This is a genomic window from Serratia sp. PL17, assembly GCF_017832355.1.
Taxonomy (GTDB): Bacteria; Pseudomonadota; Gammaproteobacteria; order Enterobacterales; family Enterobacteriaceae; genus Serratia.
This window is the reverse complement of record NZ_JAFIBY010000001.1, coordinates 468,552-487,992: the sequence shown is the minus strand read 5'-3', so window position 1 is coordinate 487,992 and position 19,441 is coordinate 468,552. Positions and strand designations below refer to the sequence as shown.

The 19,441-nt window shown below is 52.2% G+C and carries 21 protein-coding genes and 1 pseudogene; 1 reads left to right on the top strand and 21 read right to left on the bottom strand.

What is annotated here, in order from left to right; translation table 11 throughout:
• Window positions 1-46: 46 nt before the first annotated feature.
• On the bottom strand, window positions 47-1,198 hold the full coding sequence (locus JOE25_RS02335; protein WP_209632557.1) for an MFS transporter: 1,152 nt from the start codon (window positions 1,196-1,198) through the stop codon (window positions 47-49).
• Between the two features lie 179 nt (window positions 1,199-1,377).
• Between JOE25_RS02335 and JOE25_RS02330 the strand changes: the two genes are divergently transcribed.
• A complete protein-coding gene (locus JOE25_RS02330) occupies window positions 1,378-1,746 on the top strand; it encodes a DUF1801 domain-containing protein (RefSeq protein ID WP_209634151.1) in 369 nt (122 codons plus the stop codon).
• 72 nt (window positions 1,747-1,818) lie between these two features.
• Here the strand turns inward: JOE25_RS02330 and dmsD are convergent, their stop codons facing one another.
• The 20 genes and pseudogenes from dmsD to JOE25_RS02230 form a co-directional block, all read right to left on the bottom strand.
• The gene (dmsD, locus tag JOE25_RS02325) at window positions 1,819-2,436 is read right to left on the bottom strand and encodes a Tat proofreading chaperone DmsD (protein WP_209632556.1); all 618 of its coding nucleotides are present in this window, start codon (window positions 2,434-2,436) and stop codon (window positions 1,819-1,821) included.
• A gap of 49 nt (window positions 2,437-2,485) precedes the next feature.
• Entirely contained in the window at window positions 2,486-3,346 is an 861-nt protein-coding gene (locus JOE25_RS02320; RefSeq protein WP_209632555.1) for a DmsC/YnfH family molybdoenzyme membrane anchor subunit, read from the bottom strand.
• A 1-nt stretch (window position 3,347) separates the two neighbouring features.
• On the bottom strand, window positions 3,348-3,965 hold the full coding sequence (locus JOE25_RS02315; RefSeq protein ID WP_209632554.1) for a DMSO/selenate family reductase complex B subunit: 618 nt from the start codon (window positions 3,963-3,965) through the stop codon (window positions 3,348-3,350).
• Window positions 3,966-3,975: 10 nt separating this feature from the next.
• A pseudogene (locus tag JOE25_RS02310) lies at window positions 3,976-4,368 on the bottom strand (molybdopterin dinucleotide binding domain-containing protein); the annotation flags it as partial.
• A gap of 351 nt (window positions 4,369-4,719) precedes the next feature.
• The gene (locus JOE25_RS02305) at window positions 4,720-7,059 is read right to left on the bottom strand and encodes a hypothetical protein (RefSeq protein WP_174575230.1); all 2,340 of its coding nucleotides are present in this window, start codon (window positions 7,057-7,059) and stop codon (window positions 4,720-4,722) included.
• Between the two features lie 12 nt (window positions 7,060-7,071).
• The gene (locus JOE25_RS02300) at window positions 7,072-7,644 is read right to left on the bottom strand and encodes a tail fiber assembly protein (protein ID WP_174575229.1); all 573 of its coding nucleotides are present in this window, start codon (window positions 7,642-7,644) and stop codon (window positions 7,072-7,074) included.
• Window positions 7,644-8,450, bottom strand: a complete 807-nt coding sequence (locus JOE25_RS02295; protein ID WP_174575228.1) for a phage tail protein — start codon at window positions 8,448-8,450, stop codon at window positions 7,644-7,646. Before JOE25_RS02295 ends, JOE25_RS02300 begins: the two co-directional genes overlap by 1 nt.
• A gap of 14 nt (window positions 8,451-8,464) precedes the next feature.
• The gene (locus JOE25_RS02290) at window positions 8,465-9,088 is read right to left on the bottom strand and encodes a putative phage tail protein (RefSeq protein ID WP_174575227.1); all 624 of its coding nucleotides are present in this window, start codon (window positions 9,086-9,088) and stop codon (window positions 8,465-8,467) included.
• A complete protein-coding gene (locus JOE25_RS02285; RefSeq protein ID WP_209632553.1) occupies window positions 9,085-10,149 on the bottom strand; it encodes a baseplate J/gp47 family protein in 1,065 nt (354 codons plus the stop codon). Before JOE25_RS02285 ends, JOE25_RS02290 begins: the two co-directional genes overlap by 4 nt.
• Window positions 10,149-10,499, bottom strand: coding sequence for a phage GP46 family protein (locus JOE25_RS02280; protein ID WP_174575225.1), 351 nt, complete (start codon window positions 10,497-10,499; stop codon window positions 10,149-10,151). The genes JOE25_RS02285 and JOE25_RS02280 overlap by 1 nt, the downstream gene beginning before the upstream one ends.
• 54 nt (window positions 10,500-10,553) lie before the next feature.
• Entirely contained in the window at window positions 10,554-11,207 is a 654-nt protein-coding gene (locus JOE25_RS02275; protein WP_174575239.1) for a phage baseplate assembly protein V, read from the bottom strand.
• Window positions 11,197-12,399 (bottom strand): phage baseplate assembly protein, encoded by a 1,203-nt coding sequence (locus JOE25_RS02270; protein WP_174575224.1) that lies wholly within the window; start codon window positions 12,397-12,399, stop codon window positions 11,197-11,199. Before JOE25_RS02270 ends, JOE25_RS02275 begins: the two co-directional genes overlap by 11 nt.
• Window positions 12,383-13,702: a DNA circularization N-terminal domain-containing protein gene (locus JOE25_RS02265; protein ID WP_174575223.1), complete on the bottom strand. Its 1,320-nt coding sequence runs from the start codon at window positions 13,700-13,702 to the stop codon at window positions 12,383-12,385. Before JOE25_RS02265 ends, JOE25_RS02270 begins: the two co-directional genes overlap by 17 nt.
• Window positions 13,699-15,831 (bottom strand): phage tail tape measure protein, encoded by a 2,133-nt coding sequence (locus JOE25_RS02260; RefSeq protein ID WP_245209678.1) that lies wholly within the window; start codon window positions 15,829-15,831, stop codon window positions 13,699-13,701. Before JOE25_RS02260 ends, JOE25_RS02265 begins: the two co-directional genes overlap by 4 nt.
• A gap of 133 nt (window positions 15,832-15,964) precedes the next feature.
• Entirely contained in the window at window positions 15,965-16,351 is a 387-nt protein-coding gene (locus JOE25_RS02255; protein ID WP_174575222.1) for a hypothetical protein, read from the bottom strand.
• Complete coding sequence (locus JOE25_RS02250; RefSeq protein WP_174575221.1) at window positions 16,351-16,728, bottom strand: phage tail protein; 378 nt, start codon at window positions 16,726-16,728, stop codon at window positions 16,351-16,353. Before JOE25_RS02250 ends, JOE25_RS02255 begins: the two co-directional genes overlap by 1 nt.
• Before the next feature lie 13 nt (window positions 16,729-16,741).
• Window positions 16,742-18,163 (bottom strand): phage tail sheath C-terminal domain-containing protein, encoded by a 1,422-nt coding sequence (locus JOE25_RS02245; RefSeq protein WP_174575220.1) that lies wholly within the window; start codon window positions 18,161-18,163, stop codon window positions 16,742-16,744.
• Complete coding sequence (locus JOE25_RS02240; protein ID WP_174575219.1) at window positions 18,150-18,377, bottom strand: hypothetical protein; 228 nt, start codon at window positions 18,375-18,377, stop codon at window positions 18,150-18,152. The genes JOE25_RS02245 and JOE25_RS02240 overlap by 14 nt, the downstream gene beginning before the upstream one ends.
• Window positions 18,370-19,014: a DUF1834 family protein gene (locus JOE25_RS02235; RefSeq protein ID WP_174575218.1), complete on the bottom strand. Its 645-nt coding sequence runs from the start codon at window positions 19,012-19,014 to the stop codon at window positions 18,370-18,372. Before JOE25_RS02235 ends, JOE25_RS02240 begins: the two co-directional genes overlap by 8 nt.
• The gene (locus JOE25_RS02230) at window positions 19,011-19,439 is read right to left on the bottom strand and encodes a DUF1320 domain-containing protein (RefSeq protein ID WP_060423562.1); all 429 of its coding nucleotides are present in this window, start codon (window positions 19,437-19,439) and stop codon (window positions 19,011-19,013) included. The genes JOE25_RS02235 and JOE25_RS02230 overlap by 4 nt, the downstream gene beginning before the upstream one ends.
• Window positions 19,440-19,441 lie beyond the last annotated feature (2 nt).

Here is a 19,441-nt window from a genome sequence, read left to right as displayed (position 1 = left end):
CGCTTTCACTCGAAAAAAACCGGCGTACTCGCCGGTTTTTTTGTCCTCAGGCAGCGGCGAACGGCGTGTGATGACGATCCGGCTTTTGCTTTCTCAACAGCATCACCAGATACACCAACGCCACGGCGGCAATCATCACGAACAACACCCGATCAGAATAGTTCTGCATTAGCAGTGCCGTCATGGACGGCCCCAACAGGCTGCCGATGGTGTAGCTCATCAACAAGGCCTGATTCATCGCGACCAACTCATGCGGCATCGCTTTCTCACATGCCCAGGACATGGCCACCGGATACAGAGTGAACCCAGCACAGCCGAGGATGAACAATGCCGGTGCCATGGCATAGTTACCCAACATCGCCATACTCGCGAGGATCACAACAAACACCTGGATACGCAGGACCAGCAGACGGCCATAGCGATCGGCCAACCGACCGACCGGCCATTGACCGACGATGCCGGAACTGACCAGCAATGCCATCCAATAGCCGACATTCGCGTCGCTCATGCCCTGATGAGATAAATACAACGGCATCAAACCGTACAACGAACCAAGTACAATACCGGAAATAATGCACCCATTGATGCCCAGCCGCGCACTACGGCGTTTCAACATCGGCCATACCGCTGCCTGCTGCGGTTCGTCATGTTGGCTGTTCACTCTGGCAAACAACATCGGCAACATGGCGCTGATCACAATCGCAACCACCCACGGTACCACGTTCAGCAATTCCGTCGACACCATACTCAAGAGCAATTGGCCTACCACCGTACCCAGGTAATAAACCATCATATAGGCCGCCAGCAGTTGGCCACGGTTGGACAGATTACCGCTGCGCAACAGTGCACTTTCCACAATCACCCAAATCCAGGCGCAGCCGACACCCGCGAAGAAACGCCAGCCCATCCAGCTCCAGAAATCGAGAGATAATGCCATACCGGCAGTCGCCACAGCGAACACCACACAGGCAAGATGATAACTGCGAGTAAAACCAATGCGCTGGATCAGTTTACCCGCAATCAATGTGCCAACCAGGTTGCCGGTAAAATAAGAGGAACTCACCATTCCCACCTGCCAGGTTGACAATTGAGCATGAGTTAACCAAAGAGGAACTAACGTATTCAAAACGGCAATAGAAACCGTAAGCAACAACAGACCACAGAGCAGCAGGAGCACTGGGCGAGAATATGCGGACATAGTGAGATTGAAACCGAACGCGCAATGAGAGTGCGCGCATCATGACACTGGCGATAAAAAAGTCAATCGGCACTTATGTATCCACCGCACAATTTGTGTTTGTCGGACAGACAGGCGCAACACAGTGCAAAAAACGCTATGCTGGTTACGGATAAAATTCGCTGCAAGGAAGGTTTATGATGGAAGGTAAAACAGAAGCGGCCGTTACCGCATTGCTGAGCGATATTGGCAGCACTCACGGCGAGCTTTTGGCCATTGTTGAACGCGTTCGCCAGGTTGTCACGGCTATGGGCGACAACGTCTGCGAATCCGTCAAATACGGTGGCATTATGTTTTCTAATACGGCGTTTTTCTGCGGCGTATTTACCTATAGTAGCCATGTCTCGGTAGAGTTCGGCAATGGCTATCTGCTCGAGGATCCCCACCGCATGCTCGAAGGCAATGGCAAGTATCGCCGTCATATCAAGCTTTACTCGGTTGCCGATATCGATGAGAAACCGCTGGCAGAGTATGTCAGGCAGGCCTATGAGCTAGCACTATCACACTAAACTGACAGGAACTCACCCTATATCCTGCGATGAACAGCCGACATCGCGCACCTGCCGGCTGCTCATTTTCTATCAGAAATGCAGCTCTAATGGCTCAACTTCGGCTGAACATTCTTTACCCCAGCCACTCAGGGTAATTTGCGCCAACTGCGCCAACCCTAAGTAGAATGGATGTCCTGCATTGGCTTGCAGCAATTCCAGGTAGCGTGGCGCCCAAGGCAGCACATGCTTTGTCAGCAACTGCTCGACCAAACCACCCTGCCGTTCTTCAGCCAACCAGGCCACCATCATCAACAAGGTGCCAATATGATCTTCGGGTTCATTACGATCATGCTGTGCTTCAATACCATTCGACCGCAACCAGCGACGCAGACGCAAAGTTGAATTCCCAAACAGTACGTTTTCTTTGTCCAGATAGACCGAGCCCCATAAAGGTGCGGGTAAGGTGTCTGGGCCAACAAACAGGCGTTGGTAAGCCTCTGCCAAAGACTCGTCCTGCTGATCTTCAATCCCGGTAGCTATCAGAGCAGCCGCGCTCTGTAACTGCTCAGCGTCGCCATACGGCCATTCTTTGACCCACTCAGATTCAGACAGGGTTGCCAACAACTGCTGGCCGTCTTCACTTTCTGGCGGCGCATACAACAACACACCCAGCACCCGACCCGTTAAAGCGATATTTTCTAGCGTCATAAATCAAGGATCCTTTTAAGGGCGCAGCGAACTGCGCCTCACTACACTATTAACCGGCTACCGCCATGCCAACGGTCATATGCAGGCCGTAGAACACGCCCCGCCCGAGAAGCTCACCGGCGATAACCAAAATCAAACCTATAGCCATTCCCATCACGCTCGCGTTGCCACGGCGTAACAGTGGGCAAATCCAGCAGCCTAAACCCAGCACCACCAAGACCAAACGCCCAACCATTAATTGACCGTATTGGGGGATCAGCGCTGATGCTTGCTGCACCGAGCTATTGATGCTGGCCAGCTCATAGCCTTGCATCATCGCCGCACTCAGGCTGACCAGCAGCGCAACCACGCTAAGGATAGCCAATGAATAGCGGGCCGATACCGCTAACCCAGCCGCACGCAGTAACAAGACCCCCAGCAGCGGCCCCCCGATCAGCAACGTCAGGAAAAAGTTCAGCGTAGTGTAACCGTTATGCCAGGTTGGCACAGTATCGATTTGATACACCTTTGTCATAGCGTAAACAAAGACAATCCCCAGCGCCATGGTCACCCACAACCACAGTCTGCCCAATGCCGGCGGCATTTTACCTAATATCGCCAACAGCCAATAGCAACCACCAACAGCGAAGAACACTGCGCCAGCGGCTATTTCGTTACTCAACGCCGATGCACCGACGCGGTTCAATGCGTTAAATGCCCGTAACGGCGAACCAAGATGCAGTGTGGAAGCGGCAAAAGCGATACCCATCAGCAACCACAAGAAAAACAGGGAACGATGAACCGCCCTGCTCTGCTGTTCATTCAGATTGCCGCCAATCACGGCAAGCCCCATAACGATAATCGCCCCCACCACACATTGCCCCAATACGGTAAACAACATCAGCGGCCATTCATGCCATCCCATACCCATATCAAACCTCCTTTGGATTGGCCAGATAGCCCGTGGTGTCACCGCTTGGGCGACTGTTGGCATTAGGTTTTAACACCAGGCAGGGGCGGGTAAAATACGCCGCCGGCAGTGGTGCCACCTGGGCCAGGGTGCCATGCTGTTGCCTGAGTTGTTCAATCGGGCCAAAATCCAGGGCCCGCAACGGACAAGACTCTACGCAGACAGGTTTATGGCCTTCGGCCACCCGCTCATAACAGCCATCGCACTTGGTCATATGGCCCTTGGTGGCATTGTACTGCGGCGCACCGTACGGACAGGCCATATGGCAATAACGACAACCAATGCATACCTCTTCATTCACTACCACAAAACCGTCTTCCCGCTTGTGCATTGCCCCCGTAGGGCACACTTTGGTACAGGCGGGATCTTCACAATGGTTGCAGGCAATCGACAGATAATAGGCAAACACGTTCTGGTGCCAGCCATCACCCTCCTGCTGCCATTCCCCTCCGGCGTACTCATAGATGCGGCGGAAACTGACGTCCGGCGTCAGATTTTTAAAGTCCTTGCAGGCCAGTTCGCAGGTTTTGCAGCCAGTACAACGACTTGAATCGATAAAGAATCCATATTGCTGAGTCATTGGCTACCCCTTACACTTTTTCGATTTCAATCAGATTGGTATGCTGCGGATTACCCTTGGCCAAAGGTGAAGGCCGGTGGGTGGTCAAGGTGTTCATACAGGCGCCGTGATCGATACGATCGCCCAGCATATCGGCCTGATGCCAGGCTCCCTGCCCCATAGCAACCACACCAGGCATGATTCGTGGCGTGACCTTGGCTTCAACACGCACCTCGCCACGCCCGTTGAACACCCGGACCTTATCGCCACCGGCTATCCCGCGCGATCGGGCATCTAGGGGATTGATCCACACTTCCTGACGACAGGCCGCCTGCAAAACATCGATATTGCCGTAGGAAGAGTGGGTGCGGGCTTTGTAATGGAAGCCAAACATTTGCATGTAGCGCGGCGATTTGTTTTGCATAGATTAGCGATTGTTTTTGCATTGCTGAAAAATAAAATTATGCACAATGCAAAATATATCGCTAAGTCATAGATAGAATGTATCAAGTATTGGGTCATTCCATTTTTCTGTCATCTGAAACCGCGTTAACGTGCGGGTCTAAGACGATATGCGGGTACAGGTGCTGCGATTTAACCGAATATACATTGTTATAGAATATGCACTCATAAGCCGATGGGCTACAAAGATAAACGGCACTTCCATCTGTAAGTTGATTTTGACATGTTGAACAAATCAACTGGTGAATAATCGTTTTAATCAAAGAATAAACCCTCATTTTTACATTCTATTTTGGGCATCCTTGCCCACGGGTTAATCCATCACCGGGAGCACTGCACCTAGTTTTTCCAAGGCTCGCTCATGGATCGCTGTAGTTGCGTAGTGAACTGCCCACATCAACTCATCTTTCCTGAGCTTGTACTCGTTTCCTGCAGGCTTGTACTGCTGCACAAGTTCACGACCTGCTTCGATAGCTTTTTTGACAATGACCTGGCTATCAGGGATAGCTTCAGTAACAACGACACCATTTTCAATGACTGCCGCGCGACCGGGAACCGTTTCATAAACAGCAGGTTCCGCTTCCCATTCACGAAACACTTCTGGTTGTTCTGGCCATTCGTCATAACCAAACGCCCCATATTCGCTCCATACCAGCCCATGTTTCTCCATAATGGCAATACAGGCTTGGACTGTCGGGCCAGAGTGCAACCTGGCATCATTACCCTCTTCTTGCAGGCGCTGTATCCACTGCCAAAAACCCGGCAATTTCCCGATAAAATAGAAGGCCAATATTTCATTTTCCGTAAAGGATCGAGGGCGTGACTTAAGTCGTTCGTCTGATGTTACATTCGGTGCGTTTTGGAAGTACCCACCCAGCCATGGATATGCGGCAGTACCACAGTAAAGTTGTTTTGAATTACGGTTAGTAAATCCATCCTCAGTCAACATCACCCCTGTTGTGTTGTTATTCACGTAAACGGTGTCAGCGTACCCTTTGAACGATGCGCCGTTACTGCTCCATCCCCAACGGCGTACTGCATCCTCCAACCGACCTCCCGGAGGAATAGTGACGAAGTTGAATCCCTTCCTGTCATCATCGGGTATTGCAACAAACAGCGAGTCAACACCATTGCCACGCATACGCCCTATATAGGGGTAGGAACCACCCAGCATTCTGTCGGCCGCATTAGGGTCATACAGTGACGGCTTGCAATCAGCCAATGTGGTGTCTGTAAAATTACCAAATGGGCCACCACGGTTACTGAAAATAAACGTTGCCGGAACACCCAGGCGTGGCGGTACAGGCGCATCAATACTCATAACGCCGTTGTAGTAAATTAAATCTCCGTGAACGTGCCACCAACTGTCGTCGGCGCATTTCAGTATGAAGTCTCCTTCACACGTTATGGTTCCGAATGAGTTATCACAGGTGACATTCTCTATATCCAATAACTTGCAACCCGAACCACCGAACGCGCGAATATCGAAACGGCTGTGATAAATATGTCCACGGCGACCAGCAGGGATATCCGTTTTGATACCCGAGCCACTATTGATTGGATTGGCTGGGTCAATATACATCTGCATTTGGCACGAAATAAACTCAGTGCCATGGAATGAATTATCACCGTCCGTTATTTTGAATATCACTGAGTTTTTGCAGTTATGTAATCGCCAACCAATAAACCGGTTGAACTCCGTAAAACTGGTTTGCCGTTTATTATGCAGCATGACGGCAGCATACATATCTGTCGCAATGCAGTTATAACTCAGTGTCCCGCAGGAGTCTCGGTTCTCATAAGCAATCCCCTTACCGCGTGTTGAGGGGTGAGCGATGAACGTAATGCCATCTACACCGCGAGACGTGAAGGAGCCGGAACCGCCGGTATTAATGATGCAGACAGTATCTGCCTCGGGAGATTTAACGAAAAATCGCGCCAGACCTTGCCCCACCGACACTAACTTGACACCCCTTGCACCAGCCTGTGAGTTGTCGCCTTCAAAACCAATGCCACCGAGGTTTATGGGGCCGGATTGGGTTCTGTCGAGGAAATAGTCATAACCTGCAGGAACCTGAACTTCGAGATAGCCATTTTGCTTGGCCTTCTCAACCGAATTAATAATAGCCGGCAAGTCGTTAGTCCCTATCCCTGTCTCCGGGTTATAGTCTCCTTTGGCCCCCTCAGCGAATATATTGATATATTTAATCGCATCACCGGTAGTTCCACCTTGCTGGAGGGCCACCAGATCACCACCATTTCCAGGCATAGGCGATTTTAATTCTGATCGCAATGTTAGATTATTGATATCTACCCATGCGTTGCTTGCAATACCCCCAGTTTTTTCTGGAGATGAACCTGGAGGCACAATCTTTTCAAAAAGCCCACGCCAAACATAAAACTTCCCATCCGAGTATATTAATGCTTGGCTGACATCAGTTAGAGTATAGCCTTCCGAAAAAGAGCCAACATGTTGCAATCCCTCACCTGAAAGGGATGCAGAAAAGCTCACACCATCTCTGAGTGATTCCGTGCGCTGTGCTAATTGACGCGGCGCCAGGTTAATAACGCCATCAGGCCCACCCTTAACTCGGTCTGTGGGTTTTACTAAGTAAATGTCATCAATCCAGCCAGGAGGATTTTTTGCAGTCATATTTTAACTCGCTTAACTAAATGGTAACGCAGGCCATGAGATATCCGGGGATGTAGTCAAATCCAATGCGTTAAGTGCATCAACATAATCAATCCATTTGGACAACGTTAGTTTCTCTTCTTCCGTGATAACACCCATAAACAATTTTGTCTGTAAATGGTTAGTCTTCAATGATGCATCTACCAAAAGACTTTTCAATCTGCGTTCAGACTCGGAAACATGAAATTCATATTCTTTCTTACCGTTTTTCAACCAAGCATTTCCATTCCACTCATCAAATTTACTGTCAGGTTTTAACAGCGTAAACCCATCAGGAACTGTTCCAAGTTCATAAATACTGATTTCGTTTTGGTTGATAATGTTGTAGGCGTTTTTATTTCGATGGTCTTCCATAACTGACCAATGGACCCCACCAAAAACACTTGCAAACCCTGGTGTTCTTGTCGGTGGGGTGATATCGGTGCAATAAGCAGGCAGGCCTGTTCCTGCAGGGATAAAGGCATCGCCCTCACCGATAAATTCACCTGTATCAGCAGAATAGTTATAAACATGGATGATTTTATCATCACTGTGAAATTTGTTCATTACGCTAACCTCACGATATAATTATATGCAACGTTTTTAACCGTGGTCTCACTATTACCATTGGCATAAACCGTTATGCCGTGGCCGTGCGAACCAATATCGATTGTGTGGTTGTGAGCACCAATTGCGACAGTATGACTATGGGAACCTGCGCCATCAGTGGAACCGTCATTCGATGGGCTGAACTTTACCCTATTGTTACCCCCAAGTTCATAAGTCCAGTCTCGGGCAGGTACACCACCATGAGTATGATCACCGGTCGCGTTAGTCGATTTCGTGCCATAATCAAAAGTGCTCGTTGTTCTGGAACCCAAATTTACCGTTTCAGCAGATGCAGTGTGAGTATGAGATTTATTACCGTCCAGCTCTTGAGACAAAATCCCACGACTACTTGCCGGTTTCCCTTTGATTGTCCACCCGCGCATATCGGGAAGCACGCCACTAGGATAAACTGAAGCCAATAATGGAAATTGAGTTTTATCGAATACCTGACCCGCCATTAGTGAATATCCAGCAGGAATGATATCACTGGGCCATGGTATTGGTGCGCCTGTTGGATAAACTGATTTCCCTCCATTTGAAATCATCAGATTCAACGCTGTGAGTAATTGATTCTTTAGCGTTGGGTCAACAGCTATCCCGGACGCACTCAGAACTGAAATTATTTCTTCCTGAGTTCCAATGGTGGCCCCCTGGACATTATTCAGGAACGCAGCTGTAACGATGGTTCCCAGCACTCCCGACATAGGATCACCGTCATGGAACTTTTTATCTTCTGAATCAATAGGGGGAATGACGTTTTGCATAATTACCTCTAAAATTAGAACGAGTACGAGCCATCAGCTGCAATTATCCCGTCATAGTACAATAGGCCAATTTCCGTATTTGAATAGGTGAAGTAAACATAGGTATGAGCTGGTTTTAACTCATTAAACATACTTTCTATGACCGCATCACCAAACATTGTTAGCCGCTCACCGGCGACAGAAACTCCCGCCATAAATTTATAAGCTGGAATAACCAAGTCTTTTAAGTTAATCCGCCATACCCATAGAATGTCTTTACTGTAAATCGTGTCACCAACACGATTGATGCCAGCTCTAAATGGTTCATACTCATCAATAGTGATGGTATACCCCATTTTCTTCGCCAGACTGATAAAGTAATTAATACTTAACCCACCCACGGCACGAATTTTACTGAGTACATTTTCAATCCGCTGTTGGTAAGTGGTATCCGGTAATGGTGTTAAACCTAATACACGCTCCCAGTCAGCCAGTAAATTTTTGGCGTAAAAAGGAGTAATACCGTTAATGACATCTCCAGAGTAAGCGTAGGACTTATCCAGAGCTTGGCCTTCGGCAGATAGCTCTACACTTAATACTTGCTCAGAAACACCATATGCCTCGGGAAGCAGTGCCGCCAGTAATTGCTGATGGGTCATAAGAGGCTGACCTCAATACGTCCACAACGAAACCATTCCACTACGTTCGCATTCACAATGGGCGAAATATTGGTTGACGGTGAAACAAGTTGACGGTCTGTTACCCCATCTACAAGGGAGACCATTGTTTCAACCTGGCTACGAATAAATGACTCACCTGGTGACAAACGGTCAATATAATCCTTAACAGCTGCCTTGACGGCCGCTTCAATCGCCACCCAGACTGCACCGGCGGCAACGGCTACTTTTATATGCAGGTTGAGTACTTTAAGGCTGGGTGCGAGTACTAGGGAATGTTTAGCTGTTACCGGGCGTACATCATCAATATGAGCCTGGGCTGCATTTATAATTTCCTGCGAGGGAAGGCCGATATCAGAAATGATAACTGTATCCACCGTTCCCAGGCCACGACGCAGCGGATAGACAAAGGCATCTGTTACTCCAGGTACTTCTAGCGCCCAACGTTTATAGTCATATTTATTCCCGCCAGCCGGTGGGCGTCGGATAATATCTAACAAACGGGCTAATAAAGCGGCGTCCGATTCACGGGCTGTTCCCCCCGATAAAAGGCCGATCATCACCTTACTATCAAAACCAGCCGGCGTTGTTGTCAGCATCCCTGACATTTCGACCAAGGTGTTGCCGACACTGCCAGCAATAGTGCTTTGAGCTGGACAAGTAGTCTTGCCGTTGTTCCCAATAGTCGCAGTTGATGTAGTCACGACGGAAAGACTATCCCGACTGATGCTCAATCCTGCCTCAGCGCTAGAGCCGGGCTCTCCAGTCAACGTAACAGTGCCGCTTGCATAGGTGGCTGGTTTGCGGATGATGTCACGTAAACGAGCATGCCACTCAAGATACTCAGTGTCAGCAGTATCAGGAAATATTTGACGAACTATCCACCCCTGGTACTGATAGATGCCTTGAACTGCGCTGGCCACCGCTGAAGCTCGAATAAAGTAATCGCTATCTGTCCCCGTATTAGCTGATGGCAACTGGTTTTTAATGTCTCGAAGTAGAGCATCACGCACTTCATGAAATGTCGGAATAATAAATGGCATCAGATAACCCTCACTGGATGTTTAAAGGTTTCCGTCTGATCTGCAGCAGTCGTAACAATAATAATCAGGAGCAACCAGCCTGGTTTCGGCCGGGTAGCGCTAACTTGAATTTTTGTAGCACGGCCATCATCCAGAAGTGGCTGCAGTGCCTGCTCGCAGTATTGCACTGCCAAAATATTCACGCGGGGAACGTCTTTCTCTCTTTGCAGTTCGTGCAAGCGTGAGCCCAGCATAATGTCCGCCCACCAAGAGCCGAGCGGCGTAATCAGTCGAAAATAAACGGCATTGGCCAGCGTCGTAGTGCGCTGGCCTGAATAATCGCCGGTGAGTGGATCAATGAGCATTTCCATGCCGCAATAGTGACGGCATGGCGGGGAATAAATCAGGTGAAGAGGTTCAGTGGGTTATTGAGTGGGTTTACCCGTTGGACTGCCACCATCGCCGTTCGGATGTTCATGGTCTTTTAAGGAAACAGTACCAGCTTTAACATCACCATCAGTTTCAAAGCTACCACTGGTCTGGTTGATATTACCTTCAAACGTCGCGCCATTGCCACCCTTAATCGACATACCACCATTACCGGTAATTTTATCCTGGCTGGTAATTTGTTCGCTGGCATTAACCATCGGCGTATTAAAGTCGGCATTACTTTCCGCATTGACTTCATAGATTTTGCAATTCACACGATATATATCGCAGTCAACATCAATAATACGACCACGCTTTAAAACTATTTTCGCTCCCTCATCGGTATATAAGGCGACTTCTCCAGGCTGGAGCTCCTTAAGTCGATAATTGCCATGTTCGGTGGCAATTATAATTCCGTGGGATGTTTTGCCATTCAGGGGAAGTACAATTGCCGCCGTTCCTGGCAGCGGGTTAGAGGTAAACCCATAATGCTGGAACAACTCGTTGTCCTGCAGCTGTTCGCCAGCTAACCCTTTACCCTGGATAGTCTGCACCTGGCCAGCACTGTTCACGCGTGTTAATACCCCTCTAAAGGCCATTCGAATACCGTTTAAAGCACGACTAATACGCTGGTCAACATTATTCCACATCGACAATTGCGAGCTCCTTGTTCACCTTGGCTTTACGCTTCCTGGCTTTGCGTTTTTTCGGGTAAGCGTCCGGTATCCAAATACCGTCTTCTTTCAGCCGCAGCGTAGTCACAGTGTTATCTGGCCGACCGCCAGAGAACTCACGGCCCATCAGGAAATACACATCATCAATGCCGTGGGGTTCGCTCCTGACGCGAATCCGTTGGCCTGGCTGCCAAAGCTCGCCGGCATCGTTGCGATGCCCTTTGACAACGGCCGTCAGTTCATAGGCATTAAGACGGGCATCCGCCATCGCCTTACGGGCACGATAACGTACCTGTTCCAGATTATCGGCATCACCTACAACCATGATTTGTGGCCGGTAGTACGGCACCGTTGGATCGCGTACCACGGCTTTTAGACCGTGGAACCCGGTTTCTGGTGTGCCGGCCGCTGGCGTATCATCGTCCTGAGTTTCATCAGCAACAGCTGCAGAGAACGAGTCAACGTCGATAATGCCAAGGTCTGCAGACGACTTGGAGCCTTGCGCATGGCCCTGGGCAAGAACGGTGAGCTCCGAATAGGTGCCATCAATGGATGATGCGTCGCTGAGGTCGAGGATGTTGTTACCCCGTCCGTCTAGGTTCAAAACAAGAGTGGCCACCGGCTCTGCGGTATAGTCAGGCCCACCGATAGCCAGCGTGCCATCAGGTGTGAACCAAGGCCATAATCCGCGAGCAGAAGCCGCACGCACCAGCGTATCCCAGGCACGTTCGCCAGGCTCGACAGAAACCTTATCGCTGCGTATCGAACTCTCGGCCTCAATTCGGATGTTGGTCACGCCGAGCGGCCGTACAACCTTGGCGATCACTTCTTCAAGGCTCAACATTCGGGATGTGAAGATGGGCGATGCACAGTCCACCAGGACTTTTGCACCGTCGAACCCTGTGATACTGAGGCTCATCTGCTGGCGGGACACACGACGCTGTACCTTGGCCACTCGGCCGACCATCACGGTATCGTCACCGATTTTTACCTGCACAGGTGCGCCGCGCTCGACGTAGGCCGGGAAAGTCCCACCCGGCAGGCCGAGTGTCACAGACCAGGCATCCGATGGGATCAGAAAATCGCTATCAATCTGGTAGCGGTTCCAGGTGCTATGCACACGGCCAGCAATCAGCACGCTAACGGTATCGTTATTGGGCATAGGCATAGAGCACGTCTCCAGGCTGCAGCCGGTTCGGGTTACGAATTTGAGGGTTTAGGCGTGCCAGTTCGGTCGCTCGGGTGTAGTCGGCATACCACAGATGCGCGATCAGATGCAGGTTACCGGCACTCTCCACCCGGCGCTGCACCAGCGGCGGGCGTGTGGTGATGATATTGGCCGCCAGCTGCTGCACCGATAGCGCAATATCTTTCAGACCATCAACCACCGGTTGCCAGGTAATACCGACATCGGTAGTGCTGGCGCTGACGTCCTGCGTCGTTGCTTCATAGAGCGCCCGATGCTTGTCGATAGCGTTCTGCAGCGTCTTGCGGGTGTCATTGGTGACAAGCTCAATCTCGGCGGGCGACAATGTGGTAATTAAACCGTCGTCGCTAAGCAAGTCGGCGGCGTCCAGTGCCAACTGCAGTGACATCTGCAGATAGGTCAACACTACGAGCTCGGCAATATCGCTGTCGGTAACGATGATCGGCATGGGTAACGGCGCGGTTCGTTCGCCTGATGCCAACGCTGCCGGCAGCGCGGCCACTGCGTCAAGCTGATTGCGGCTCTCACCCCAATCTGCCATCACGATATTGGTTGCCCCAACCGTCGCATAAGTGCCGGTATTATTGCTGACGCTCGACTTGGACTGGCTGGAGGTTAGGCTAAGCGCACTCTGCAGGTCAGACATAAACGCACCAGGATAATTGACAAAGTCAGTGGTGCTGCTGATAAAACCGGTGATATCGCTGCGGAAAATGGTCACCATGTTGGCGGCTGTGGAGGCCATCGCCTTGGCTTTGGCCATCAGGCGTTGTGCGTTGCGCAGTGGTGCCAGGGCGTTATCAATCAGCGTCTGAGCATCGTCAAGCACGGACTGCACCTGGTTAAAAATGATGTCCGCTTTTGCCGTGGGATACTCGCTGGTAAAGAATGGGATGTTGGTCCCGGCTTCCAGGAATACCAGCTCAACAACGCAATAATCGACGTTTTCCGCCTCGTGATAAACCTGGCACTCGATGAGCTGCATCTTCGGCATAGAGCCGAACACAGGATGGATCAACTCGCCGTTGCCGCGTTTGTCAAATTCGGCCAGCAACGTCTGTAGCCGGCTTTCGTAGTCGTCACCCCAGAGTAACCCGGTGATACGCAGGTTACGTGGCTTGCGCCCCAGGTCGTCTACATCGCCACCATCCACGAACGGATATTCATACTGCGCCACGTCCCTGGAGAAGGTGTCACGGGTGTTGATAACGTCGAATTTAATGCCCCTGAATGAGGCATCTAACATACTGTCATTCCAGCTCATTGAGGCATTCCTGTTGGGCCACGCTCAGCCTGATTACCATTGTATTCATTGACGGATTCCGCGATGGTGCGGCCATCAAGTTCAAGCTTGGTCGTCACCTGGATAGGCTGAGGCTTTTGGTTCTGTTGTGGGAACAAGTAGGACGGTGCACCGGCAGTGGCCATATCACCCTTGCCGATCGACGTTGGCGGGCTCCACCAGGACTTAACCTCATCCCAGGCATCCAGCAGGCCGGGTTGTGCTCGGGCTGAATCTTTCAGCCGGCTAAGGTCGTCGGAGTATTGACCAGCCTGGACACGTTTGCGAGCCTCGCCGTCACCGCGCTCAACTTGCACCAGGGGCGCATCTTGCGTTGCCTGGTACAACATGAACGGTGCAGCAATACGGCCGGCCCAACGGCCAACGGTGCCTGCGGCGCGACCGAGCCCATCTGCAGAACCGCCAGACGTTGGCGGAGCTTTGACTCCACCGAAACCGCCGCCAGTGAAGAATTTGATGCCCGCAAAAACAACGGCAGCGGCAGTCATCGCTTTGATTGCCACTTCCGCGCCGGCCAGTGACTTGGTGAGTCCCGGATACTGCTTGGAGTATTCCGCCAGTTCGCCAGAGAGGCCGCCAATCACATCGGATAGCGGCTTAACAGAATCCATCTGACCAAAATCACGTGCGTTGTCCAACTGTTGGACTTTAAAGGCGTTCGTATCCGATATCAGCTCATAGTTAAGGTCGCCGGCAGTCTGGCCGTCAGGCAAGTTGCGCTGCGCATTCGCATTTTGAACAACGTCCTGGGCATATTTCCTGTTGCTGCGATAGCCGATCAATGCCATCAACGCCTGCCGATCGGCAATCATTTGGCCAACTGCTGAACCCTCCAAAATTTTCGCCATCGACTCGACGGTTTCCTGGCGTTCGCCTCCCTTGGCTGTGGCTAGCTTACCCTCCAGTTTCTTATAAGCAGGGTTGTTGCCAACGACTTTATCCACGATCCCTACAAAAGCATCCAGTGAGTTAATACCTTTCCCTCTGGCTGCCGCTAGGCTACCAGGCAAGTCGATACCTTTGCCATTAACCTTGATTTTTGCGGCCGCAGTTGCAGCATCAGCACTACCTATTTTCGCTAATAGGTTGACCAGGTTATTACCTGCTTCATCGCTAGTACCGGCAGTGATCGCTGCTGCTTGGTTCGCCCCCAGCAGAACGCCAAAGTCATTGAGCCCCCGCATACCGTTGTTGCTGGCTGCCGCAAGTTGTTGAGGCAACCACTTGGCCATATCCGCCAGTTCAAATGAGCCATCTTGTCCTGCTGAAATGGCCATGTTGAACGCCTTGACCATCTCGTTATCCTGAATGCCAAAGGTTTGTTTCGCCCGGATTGCAATCTGCGCTAAATCGGTTGGTGCTGCACCGGTAGCCGTCGAATAGCGTTGGATGATTGGCAACAAAGTTTTCGCCGAGTTCATGTCTACTGCACCCGATGCCAGCAAGGCATCCAACGTATCTGCAGCACCTTCTTTCATCCCGCCACCTTTTGTGACGGCCTGACGAATGAGCTGATCCATGCTCGCCATCCCAGACTTACGCCCAGCAACACCTTGCTCTGCGTAAGCGGTGTTGGCCATCATGGCGAGTCGCTGTTCATAGGTCATCTGGTTCTTGACAGGCTGGCCCACGACAGCCGCACCGGCTGCGATACCACCTGTCACTGCCATTGCATTCGCCCCCCAGTTGCGAGCAAGCTCCATCCGGCTAAATCCGCGTAACTCCTGGCGCAGTTCTCTGACTTGCCGTTTCATTGAACGGAAGGCGCGTTCCTGCTCGCGGGCTGACATCACACCACTTCGGGTAAGCTGCATGTATGCCGCTTGTGTCTGCTGGATCTCGCGTTGCACCTCACGTTCGGAACGAATCCCCAACGTTGAGCGGGCGCTTGATGCCCGGCGATATTCATCCGACAAGGAACGCGAAGCCCGGATGCCAGCAGTGGCATTCTGCTGTTGAGACTTGGTCAGGTCATCGCCGGCTTTCTCGGCCGCTTTGGTCTGTTTGATTGAGTCCTGCATCGCCTGGCGCAAGACTTTAGAGGCGGCATCCTTGGCAGATAAGGTTAGCGCCAGGGCAAGATTACGCATTATTTCCTCCGTTTCTGGCGTTTGGACTTAACGCGGCGGGATTGGGTTGAGGTACCGGCTGCAGGAGGCTTTTTGCCGTGCAGCCGGTATAGCGCATTGATATAGCCGTCGAGTTCTACGCGGGTCATTGCGCCTATTTTGGACTCGGTGAATCCGTACTTTCCGAGGGCGAGGACGGTGGTTCGGTATCCGGCAAGTCGGGATTCAATTCCATCCGCTTTTTTTTAATGGCAGAAATCTGGGCGTCGATGAGGTCAAAATCATCATCGCTCAACCCATCACATAGCAATTGTGGGGTGATCTGATCGGCAGGAATATTCCCCAGGGAAACCAATGCCGATGCCATCACTGCCGCACGGTAGAACATGCCAGCAACTGGGCCTTCCGTCGTGCCGCACTCTTCCATCGTCGCTTCCAAGCCGTTCATTGTGTCCCGCACTACCGGCAGCTTTACCGTAAAGGTAAAATGGTAGGTGTCGCCGAACGGCACGCCGTACAGCAGAGAGCCTGATTCCGTCATTATTCTTCCACCCGGCGCAGTGCGCTCACAGTAATGTCACGTTTCGCTTCGTTATCCACGGTGTAGCTGGCGCCTACCTGGGTAGAGAAGCAGTCCAGGAACGAAACGCGCTTACCGCCACTGCCGCTGAGTGGGTATTGCGTGATTTTCGCGCCTTCCATGCCTTCCCAATTGAGGTCTCCGCTCAGCGGAACCACGACTGAGATTGTCAATTGGTACTCGGCAATCCCACGGCTAAAGCCTTTGGCCCGGCCGGTCTTGTTCATGGTCTTGACCAGCTTACGGCCTGTGGTCACGTCTTCTTTGAGGTCTGTCACCTCAATTTCCTGGCCGTCCATCTCGAGGATGATCGAGCCAACGTATTCTTCAAGTGCCATCGCCAATTACTCCTTACAACAGCAGGTCGATACGGCCGGCAAATACATGCAGACCATTCACAATATCAGTAGGGATCGCCGCATTCAGCCGGTTAACGTCTTGGGAATCGCGCTCCACAAGCAGTGCGGCCTGGTTCTCCGTGACGCTTTCCACAATCTCCAGCTCCTCCAGCTTGATAAGCACGTCCAGCAGTTCGCTGCGTACCTTTGCCGGGGTTCGGCTACTCAACTTGTCACGCGGGAAACGCAACGCGATGCGATCGCCGCAGGCCTTGCGCACATAGTCCAGGGTGCGGATGGTGGTTATATCCAGCAACGCTACATCGTCCACGCCCTGGGCGTTTTTGGTGTAAGTGCTGATGGCACGAACAATCTGCACTTTGTCACCTGCACCCACAACGAACGGCGTTAAACCATTATGCAGTGCATTCTCCTGCTCATTGCGGCCAGGACGGCTGGCCAGCGCTGTGACATCCAGCGCTTTCAGCTGCAGCGTATTGAGCGGACGGGCCGGGTCTTCTTCGCTGGCCATAACGGCCGCGTAGGAGGCCGCGATTTCTGCCGGCAGCTTGGCCGAACCGTTATGCCATCCCAGGGTGATGCGGCCGGCGTTAATCTGACTGGCCAACGTGGTGCCGGTCGATAACGATTTGCGCCAGCCGGCAACGCCTATTGCGCCGCGTTTTTCCAGCGGGCCGCCGGTTTCATCCAGATGCGTGCGCAGTGCCGTCAGCGCAGTAGCGGTCGAGAACGGTGTCGCCACGATGTTATGACCGGCCGCAAATACAGCCGCCAGTGCCGGCGCGATATCCGGGTCAATTTCACCGCCTGTCATGGCCACCACGGCCACTGTTGCCCCTGATGCTGTTGACTGCGCCTGCAGGACGATCTCGTTACCGGCGTCACCCTTATTGCGGGCGGTCAGCGTCACGACGGCAGCGGCGGCAGTTGCTGTGACCGGCAGGGTAGATTGTTGGGTGATCGCGGTCGCAAGCGCGGTAGCAATTGCGACCGCTGTATCGCCGGCGTCAATAACAACATCCACACGCGTGGCACCAACCCAGACAGAAACGGTACCGCTGCCCGTTGCCGAGCCGGCTACTGTAACTGTCCCTGTCGCCGCTTTACCTGCTGTAGCATCGGAGACGCCAATCATCTGCAGTTGCAAATAGCTATTGCTGGTGATGGCTGCGGTGGCCATCAGGTGTGCGATAGAACCACGCCCAAAGTAGACGGCCGCTTGTTCGTCTGAGAAAACATCAATGGCTTGCAGTGGTGCTGCAGTACCGCTAGCGAGCATCTGACCAATCAGCAACACTTTCTGTGGGTTGCCTGGCAAGGTGCGAACGGCCAACCGGGTATTAAACTCCAGATACTGGCCAGGAACGCGGATGCTGCTCGGGATACTGTCGAATGCAATGTTAGGACTCGCCACGGTTAACCTCCGTTTTTACGGCCTTACCCTGATTAACTGGCGCGGCCGCGTTGGCTTCGCCCTCAATAATCAGCAGATCGCCGGCGGCAATCTGCCGCTGGTAATACGCTGAGTCTGGAACCGTCACAGCTTCATCTGCTGTGATGTAGCGACGCGGATTGTCTTCCCTGGGAACACGCACACCGGCCACTGCTTTAATGCTGATCTCATTCATGATTGATAATGTCCACGGCATCCGGCTTTTGCGCCGTCTGCGGTATGTCATAGTTCAAATGGGTGCGTAACCACTCAGCGTCGGGCTCGCTGGACACACCGTCGAACCCATTAAAGAGGTTGTCAGGATGGTCTGCCGGCGCGTTAACCAGAGGGAATTTGCCTTCCTCCAGAGCGGACTCAATCCAGGCTGTATCGAACTCACAGGCAAAAACAGACATTGCTGCCGCCTCCACCTGCGTATTGAACAACGTCCGAACCCGACCAGGAATAAGGTGCTTGATGGGCAGCGACATATCTTGCCCGGACAACAGGCGACGCACGGCCATCACCAGGCGATACGTACCCACCTCATCGAATCCCGGCCCACCGAGCCGAGCGGCGTTTTCATTGCGCAGGTTGCGATCTCCGACTATCACCACAAAGCGGCCATGCACGGTGTATTTTCTCTTGGTGAGATTGGTGTTCTCGGTCTTTTGTACTCCGCCGAACGTTACCCAGGTTGCGGGCAGTTGGCGGATAATCTCCGCCGGCTCGCCGTCCATCTCGCCACCGTAGGACTCCACGCTGTGAACCATCTTGCCGAGCCCCTGGCGGAGGCGTTCCACAATGGCCAGCTCAGTGTTGGCGATAATCAAAATGCACCTCCATTGGTCGATTTTCGGCTAAAAGCCCTGCCGGCGGAGACAAAGCGGGCACTGGTTCCGCCCTGGATCACGCTGCCATCCGGTTGGCGGCCCAGGGTAATGCGCCCATCTGCCACACGCTCCAGATAGCGGATCGCATCCTCATACCGTTCCCGAATGAGGTCGGTACACTGCGTACCACTGCCGCACAATTTATAGCGAGCGATGTCGCAGCAACGACCGACCAGAACACGCGGTGTATCAGGCCAGGGTGTTGGATAGCGGCCCGCGAGATAACCGTCGATCTCGGCGCTGGACTGCTCCAGCGCCTGTGCCATCACCTCAGCATCAATCTGGCCGGTGTACTTGCGATCGGTAAGAGAGATGCATTCCTTATCACCGAACGCCAGCACCATATCTGCTTGAGTGGCATACATAG